6 protein-coding genes are annotated in these 6,975 nt (G+C 74.4%); 3 read left to right on the top strand and 3 right to left on the bottom strand.

The window, feature by feature from the left end; genetic code table 11:
• Positions 1–590, top strand: a 590-nt coding sequence (locus ACWGSR_RS04930; RefSeq protein ID WP_453563569.1) for a tetratricopeptide repeat protein, incomplete at its 5' end; no start/stop codon positions are given.
• 80 nt (positions 591–670) lie between these two features.
• Here the strand turns inward: ACWGSR_RS04930 and ACWGSR_RS04925 are convergent.
• Positions 671–1,549, bottom strand: coding sequence for a glycosyltransferase family 2 protein (locus ACWGSR_RS04925; protein WP_453563567.1), 879 nt, complete (start codon positions 1,547–1,549; stop codon positions 671–673).
• A gap of 218 nt (positions 1,550–1,767) precedes the next feature.
• Here ACWGSR_RS04925 and ACWGSR_RS04920 point away from each other — a divergent pair, with 218 nt between their 5' ends.
• Complete coding sequence (locus ACWGSR_RS04920) at positions 1,768–2,853, top strand: serine/threonine-protein kinase (RefSeq protein WP_453563565.1); 1,086 nt, start codon at positions 1,768–1,770, stop codon at positions 2,851–2,853.
• A 164-nt stretch (positions 2,854–3,017) separates the two neighbouring features.
• On the opposite strand, the gene ACWGSR_RS04915 is transcribed toward ACWGSR_RS04920, so the two are convergent.
• Complete coding sequence (locus ACWGSR_RS04915) at positions 3,018–3,299, bottom strand: hypothetical protein (protein ID WP_376232946.1); 282 nt, start codon at positions 3,297–3,299, stop codon at positions 3,018–3,020.
• Between the two features lie 177 nt (positions 3,300–3,476).
• Here ACWGSR_RS04915 and ACWGSR_RS04910 point away from each other — a divergent pair, with 177 nt between their 5' ends.
• Positions 3,477–5,348 (top strand): alkyl/aryl-sulfatase, encoded by a 1,872-nt coding sequence (locus tag ACWGSR_RS04910; RefSeq protein WP_453563562.1) that lies wholly within the window; start codon positions 3,477–3,479, stop codon positions 5,346–5,348.
• Positions 5,349–5,386: 38 nt separating this feature from the next.
• Here ACWGSR_RS04910 and ACWGSR_RS04905 read toward each other — a convergent pair whose 3' ends face one another.
• Positions 5,387–6,949: a tetratricopeptide repeat protein gene (locus ACWGSR_RS04905; RefSeq protein ID WP_453563560.1), complete on the bottom strand. Its 1,563-nt coding sequence runs from the start codon at positions 6,947–6,949 to the stop codon at positions 5,387–5,389.
• Positions 6,950–6,975: the final 26 nt, after the last annotated feature.

The raw sequence follows: 6,975 nt of genomic DNA, 5'->3' as shown, positions 1-6,975 counted from the left end.
TCACCCTCGGCGAACTGGACGAGGCTCGACGCCTCGATGAGGACACTCTCGCCCGACGCCGCCGCATCCTCGGCAACGACCACCCCGACACCCTCGACTCGGCCCACAGCCTCGCCATCACCCTGCACACCCTCGGCGAACCAGCCGAGGCTCGACGCCTCGATGAGGACGCCCTCACCCGACGCCGCCGCACCCTCGGCAACGACCACCCCGACACCCTCAGCTCGGCCCACAACCTCGCCGTCACCCTGCACACCCTCGGCGAACTGGACGAGGCTCGACGCCTCGATGAGGACACTCTCGCCCGACGCCGCCGCATCCTCGGCAACGACCACCCCGACACCCTCGGCTCGGCCCACAGCCTCGCCATCACCCTGCGCACGCTTCGCTGCTATTCGGAGGCACTGCAACTGCTCGAAGACACACGCGCTCGCCTGATAAACACTTTTGGTAACCAGCACCCCCAAACTCTGGAAGTGACTAAAATCCTTGCTGCCGTCTTGGGCGATACTGGGCAGCGCTTCAAAGCCCAAAGGCTACTGTCCCAGGCAAAGCGGAAAAAAGGTGGCTCAGGCAAAAAGCGCCGGTAGCCGGGCGCAGCCACTGCGGGCGAGAAATAGATCCCTCCCCGAGCAAGGTGTTCAGGGATCCGTCCGCGAACGGAGGCCTCCTAGATCACCGGCGGCCGCCCCAGCCGCGTCATGCGCAGGACCGTGGACCAGCGGATCGGGGTGCGGGGGCCGGCCGGGCGGCGGATGCCCTCGGCGAAGCCGGCGAACCAGGCGCCGAGGCCCGGGAGGGAGCGGGTGCGGGCCACGGTGAGGAGGGTCCAGACGCCGAGGTAGACGGGGACGAGGAGGGCCGGGAGGTTGCGCTTGGCCAGCCAGACGCGGTTGCGGGCCGTCATCCGGTAGTAGACGGCGTGCCGGGCCGGGCTGGTCTTCGGGTGCTGGAGGAGCAGTTCCGGCGCGTAGACGACCTTCCAGCCCGCGTCCAGGGCCCGCCAGGCGAGGTCCGTCTCCTCGTGGGTGAAGAAGAACTCCTCCGGCCAGCCGCCGATCGCGTCGAGCATCCGCATCGACAGGCCGTGGCCGCCGCCCAGGAAGGTCGTCACCTCGCCGCCGCGCAGCGGGTCCTTCGCGCCGAGGCGGGGCACGTGGCGGCGCTGGGTCTCGCCGGTCTCGTCCGCGATCCGGAACGAGACGACGCCGAGCGCCGGGTCCGCCCCGTACAGGTCCGCGAGGCGGCGGAAGACGTCCCGGTCGACGAGGAGGCCGTCGTCGTCGAGGTCCACCACCACGTCCACGTCGCCGAAGGAGCGGAGCGTCTCGATCGCGACGTTCCGGCCGCCCGACACCCCCCGGTTCTCCGGCAGTTCGACCCCGGTCACGCCCTCGGGCAGCTCCGGGAGCGTTCCCGTGCCGTTGCCGACGACCACGATCCGGGCGGCCGGCTCGTCCTGGTCCGCCACGGCGTCGAGCAGCGCCCGCAGTTCGGTCGGGCGCGTGCCCATCGTCAGTACCGCCACGCCGATACGCGGTCGCGCCACGATCCGCTCCGTTCCTCGCAGGCCAAAGAGTCCTCGCAGGCCTCGAAGGCCCCACGGGCCGCGATGCTAGCCGTCCCCGACACCTCGCGTTCATCCGCACCACGCATGTCGTGCACCGAGGGGGTGTTCGGGGGGAGCGCGGCGAGGAGCACGACCGCGCGGCTCTACGCTGGTCCCCTTCCGTCAGGTTGATCGATCTTCGAAAGGGTGGTCTCCAGGTGCTGGTCGCGGACCGATATCGGCTTCACGTGTGTATCGGCCGGGGCGGCATGGGCGAGGTGTGGCAGGCCACCGACGAGGTCCTCGGCCGGGCCGTGGCCGTGAAGCTGATGCTGGCGAACGCGGCCGACCCCTCCGCGGGCGACCGGTTCCGCCTGGAGGCGCAGACCGCCGCCCGGCTGAGCCACCCGCACGTGGTGGGCGTCTTCGACTTCGGCACGTGGGACGGGAAGCTGTTCCTCGTCATGGAGCTGGTCGAGGGCGACAGCCTCGCCGGAAGCCCCTCCGACCCCCTGGTCCTGCCGCCCGAGCGGGTCGCCGTCGTCGCCGCGCACGCCGCCGCCGGGCTCGCGGCCGCGCACCGGCAGGGCGTGGTCCACCGGGACATCAAGCCGGGGAACCTGCTCATCGACGCCGAAGGGACGGTGAAGCTCGCCGACTTCGGCATCGCCCGCTTCGTCGACGACCCCTCGGCCGCGCTCACGACGACCGGTCAGATCGTGGGCACCGGGCTCTACCTGGCGCCCGAGCGGGCCCTCGGGCAGCCCGCCTCGTCCGCGTCCGACGTGTACTCGCTGGGCTGCGTGCTCTACCAACTGCTGACCGGAAGACCCCCGTTCAACGCGGACACCGCGACCGCCCTGCTCTACCAGCACATCGACACCCCGCCGGCGCCGCCCGCGCACCTCGGGGTCGCCCTGCCGGCCGAGTTCGAGTCGTACCTGCTGAGCCTGCTGGCCAAGCAGCCGGAGCAGCGCCCCTCCGCGCAGGCCATCGCCGACTGGTTCTCCTCCGGCGCCTGGCGCTCCCGCCACCAGGCCCCGCCCGCCCCGGGGCCGCGCCGCTCCGCCGGGCCCGCGCCCGCGTCCCGGCGCGCGTCCGCCCCCGCCGCCCGGCGCACCTCCGCCTCCGCCCCGCAGACGACGGGCCGGACCGCCGCGCCCGCGTCCCGGCGGCGCGAGCGCCCGGCCTCCACCGGCGGGCTCGCGGAGCTCTCCCGGCGCCGCCCCCGCAAGACGGCCGCCGTGGCCGGTGCCATCGCCTTCGTGGTCTTCATGATCATCGGGATGGCCTGGCTCTCCTGAGGCGGCGGGCACCTCGTACGGGCCGTGTCGCTCAGCTCCGTGCGAACGGCCCCGGCCGCCGCCGTACGGGCCCTGTCGCTCCGTACGAACGGCCCCGGCCGCTCAGTACGGCCCGAGCCGGTCGGTACGGGCGCCTCGGTCACCCCGTACGTACGCCCCGGTCCTCAGTACGCCCTCGGTGCCATCACCAGGGGATCGCCCCCGTCCGCCGGTATCAGCAGGCAGCGCGGTACGCCGGGGCCCGCCGCCACCCGTACGGTCACCGTCGTCGGGGGGTCGGTCGGCAGCTCGACCGGGAGGGCGACCTGCCGCTCGTGCCCGATCCCGACCCGGGCGGTCTCCTTGCCGTCGACGAGCACGTCGACGACCGCCGAGTGCCCCGTCCCCACGGTCACGGAGACCGAGTGCCCGAGGTGGTCGACGTGGAAGTGGTGCCGTCGTCTCATGGGTCACCTCCGTACCTCCCAGAGTAGGTACGGCCCGCTCCTCCCGCCCCTCCCCCGTCCTCCGCCCCGGCGTGCGGGCGCGGGGGCCCGGTGGTCAGATGGACCGGTACACGTCCACGTGAACCACCACGTACCGGTACGGCGAGCACCGCCCGCGCGGAACGGAGCACCCCGCCCATGAGCGACACCCTCCCCTCGTTCGAGGACACGACGGACTTCGAGAACGCCGACCGGGGCTTCCTCGCCGCCCTCGTCCCCGGCACGGTCACGGACGACGGCGGGCGGACGGTCTGGGACGGCGACGCCTACCGGTTCCTGGAGGCGGACTGCCCCGACACCGCGCACCCCAGCCTCTGGCGCCAGTCGCGGCTCTGCGCCCGGCAGGGGCTCTACGAGGTCACCGAGGGCGTCTACCAGGTGCGGGGCCTCGACCTGTCGAACATGACGCTCGTCGAGGGCGAGCGCGGGGTCGTCGTCATCGACCCCCTCATCTCCACGGAGACCGCCGCCGCGGCCCTCGCCCTCTACCGGGAGCACCGCGGCGACCGCCCGGTCACCGGCCTGATCTACACCCACTCGCACGGCGACCACTTCGGCGGCGCCCGGGGCGTCCTCCCGCACGGCACCGAGGAGGGCGTGCCCGTCCTCGCCCCGGCCGGCTTCCTGGAGCACGCCGTCAGCGAGAACGTGTACGCGGGCAACGCCATGACCCGCCGGGCGAGCTACATGTACGGCGCGAACCTGCCGAAGGCGCCGGACGCCCAGATCGGCGCCGGACTCGGCCAGACCACCTCCATCGGCACCATCAGCCTGATCCCGCCGACCGTGGACGTCACGGAGACCGGCCAGGAGGAGACGGTCGACGGCGTGCGGATCGTCTTCCAGCTCACGCCGGGCACCGAGGCCCCGGCCGAGATGAACTTCCTCTTCCCCGACCTCCGCGCCCTGTGCCTGGCCGAGAACGCCACGCACAACATGCACAACGTCCTGACCCTGCGCGGCGCGGTCGTCCGGGACGCCCGGATCTGGTCCGCGTACCTCGACGAGGCGATCGAGTACTTCCACGGGCGGTACGACGTCGCCTTCGCCTCCCACCACTGGCCGACCTGGGGCCACGACGAGGTGGTGCGGTTCCTGACCGAGCAGCGCGACCTCTACGCGTACCTGCACGACCAGACGCTGCGGCTGCTCAACGAGGGCCTCACCGCGCCGGAGGTCGCCGAGACGATCGAACTGCCGCCGGCGCTCGCCCGCGCCTGGCACGCGCGCGGGTACTACGGCTCCCTGAACCACAACGCGAAGGCGGTCTGCCAGCGCTACCTGGGCTGGTTCGACGGCAACGTGGCCCACCTGTGGGAGCATCCGCCGGTCGAGCTCGCGAAGCGGTACGTGGCGGTGGCGGGCGGGCCCGCCGAGACCCTCGCCAAGGCACGCGCGTACGGGGAGGAGGGCGACCTGCGGTTCGCCGCGACCCTCCTGAACCACCTGGTCTTCGCCACCGCGCCGGAGGCCCCCGTCGGCGAGGAGCGCCCGGCGAGCGCGGTCCACGAGGAGGCCAAGGAGGCCCTCGCCGGGGTCTACGAGCGGCTGGGGTACGGCTCCGAGAACGGCCCCTGGCGCAACTTCTACCTCACCTCGGCGCAGGAGCTCCGGCACGGCGTCAGCGGCGAGATGGTCGACATGACCAACCCCGAGATGGCGATGGCCCTCACCGTCCCCATGCTGGTCGACTCGCTCGCCGTCGCGATCGACGGGCCGCGCGCCTGGGACGAGGACCTGACCCTCGACCTGGTCCTGACGGACGACCCGGAGGGCGGGCGGAGGCGGCTCACCCTGCACAACGGCGCCCTCACCCACCGGACGGTCACCGACCCCCGGACGCCCGCCGGGCTCACCCTGACCCTGTCCAAGCATCAGCTCCTCGGCCTGCTCGCCGGGCAGGGGCTCGCGGAGCTCGGGGTCGGTGTGGAGGGCGACCCGGCCCTGCTCGGCCGCCTCCTGTCGTACGTGACGAAGCCCGATCCGCTGTTCCCGATCGTGACCCCGTGATCCCGGGTCGCACCCGGCCCTGATCCGCCGGACACCCCCTAGGGCTCCTCGGAGAGGGCGAACAGGCCCAGGCGCGCGCCCTCTTCGTACGCCCGGCGCAGTTCCTCCGTGCCGAGCGCCTCCCGCAGGGCCCGCTCGCTGCGTCCGCGCGCCGTCACGCCGGCGGCCGCCGGGCGGTAGGCCTCGTCGAAGACGGAGCTGCGCAGCACGTCCACGGCGCCCAGGAGGTGGGCCGCCGAGACGGGCCTGCCGGTCGCGATCCGCAGCTCCGCGAGGAGTTCGGCCGCGCAGGACGCCCCCGCCGCCGAGCCGAGCGCCAGATGGGCGCGGAGCGCCCGCCGGGCGTGGTCGGCGGCCCTCCCCCGCTCCCCGTCCCAGGCGAGCAGCTCGGCGCGCGCGTGGTGCGCCCAGGCGTCGGCCCACAGGTCCCGCCCCGACCAGGCCCACCGCCCCGCCCGTTCGAGCGGCAGCCGGTCCAGGGCCTCCTGCGCGGACTCCGGGTCGGTGCGGGCGAGGGCGAGGGCGAGACCGGCCCAGGCCAGTTCGCGGCCGGGACCGAAGTCCGGGGGCTCCTCCGTCAGGGCCAGCGCCTCCCGGAACTCGGCCGCCGCCGCGCGCGTGCGCCCCTGGTGGAGGGCGGTGGAGCCGCGGAGCTGCGCGAGCAGGCCCAGGCAGCGGTCGTCGCCGTCCCGCACGGCCGCCGCCCAGGCCTGGGCGAGGAGCGGGTCGGCGTCCTCGGGTCGGCCCGCCTCCAGCTCCAGGTGGGCGGCGAGCCACAGGGCGCGGGCCGGCGGCGGCCCGGGGTGCAGGGCGAGGGCGTGCCGCAGCCGGGTCCGGCCCTCGGCGACCCGTCCGCAGGCCACCCACAGGAACCACAGGGAGACCGCGATCTCGACGCCCGTGCCGGCCTCGGCGCTCGGGGAGAGCGGGGCGGTCGTGGGGTCCATGGCGGCGGCCAGGTCCGGGAGTTCCCGCAGGGCGAGGTCGCGGGCGTCGAGCTGCCGGCCGCTCTGCCACCGGTCGGCGGCCCGCCGGGCGAGCCGGGCGCACCACCTGCGGTGGTGCAGGACCACGGCCCAGCGGTCGCCGCGCTCGGTGAGCCTGCGGGCGCCCACCGCGCGCATGGGGAGCGGCATCCAGTAGCGGGGCGCGTCCTCCTCGCCGTCGAACAGGTCGTCGACGGGCAGCAGCGCGAGGGGGGCGAGCCGGTCCAGGACCGCCTGGACCCGCGCCGAGGGGAGCGTGCCGGAGGCGCACACCTCGCGGACGGCGTCCCGGCAGAAGGCGCCCTCGAAGACGGAGAGCCGCTCCCACAGGAGGCGTTCGTCGGGGTCGCAGCGGGCGTACCCGCTCTCGGCGGCGGCGAGTTGACCGGCGGTCACCGGTTCGCCCCACAGCAGCTCGGTCCCGGAGGGGTCCCCGGCTCCGGCGCCCCAGGCGTCCCCGGTACCTCCTCCGGCGTCTCCGGGCTCCCCGGTGTCCCCGGCGTCCCGGATGTGGCCGGTGCGCCGGACGCGCCGGGCGCGCCCGGTCGTGCCCCCGGCCGGTTCTCCGGCCGTCCGGCCGGCCGGACGGCCGTCCCCCCGCAGGTGCCTCGTCATCCCCGCCCTTCCTGGTTCACGCGCGC

It is taken from the genome of Streptomyces sp. NPDC055632 (assembly GCF_053618675.1).
The sequence above is the reverse complement of the archived record's forward strand: the minus strand, read 5'-3'. Positions and strand labels throughout refer to the sequence as shown.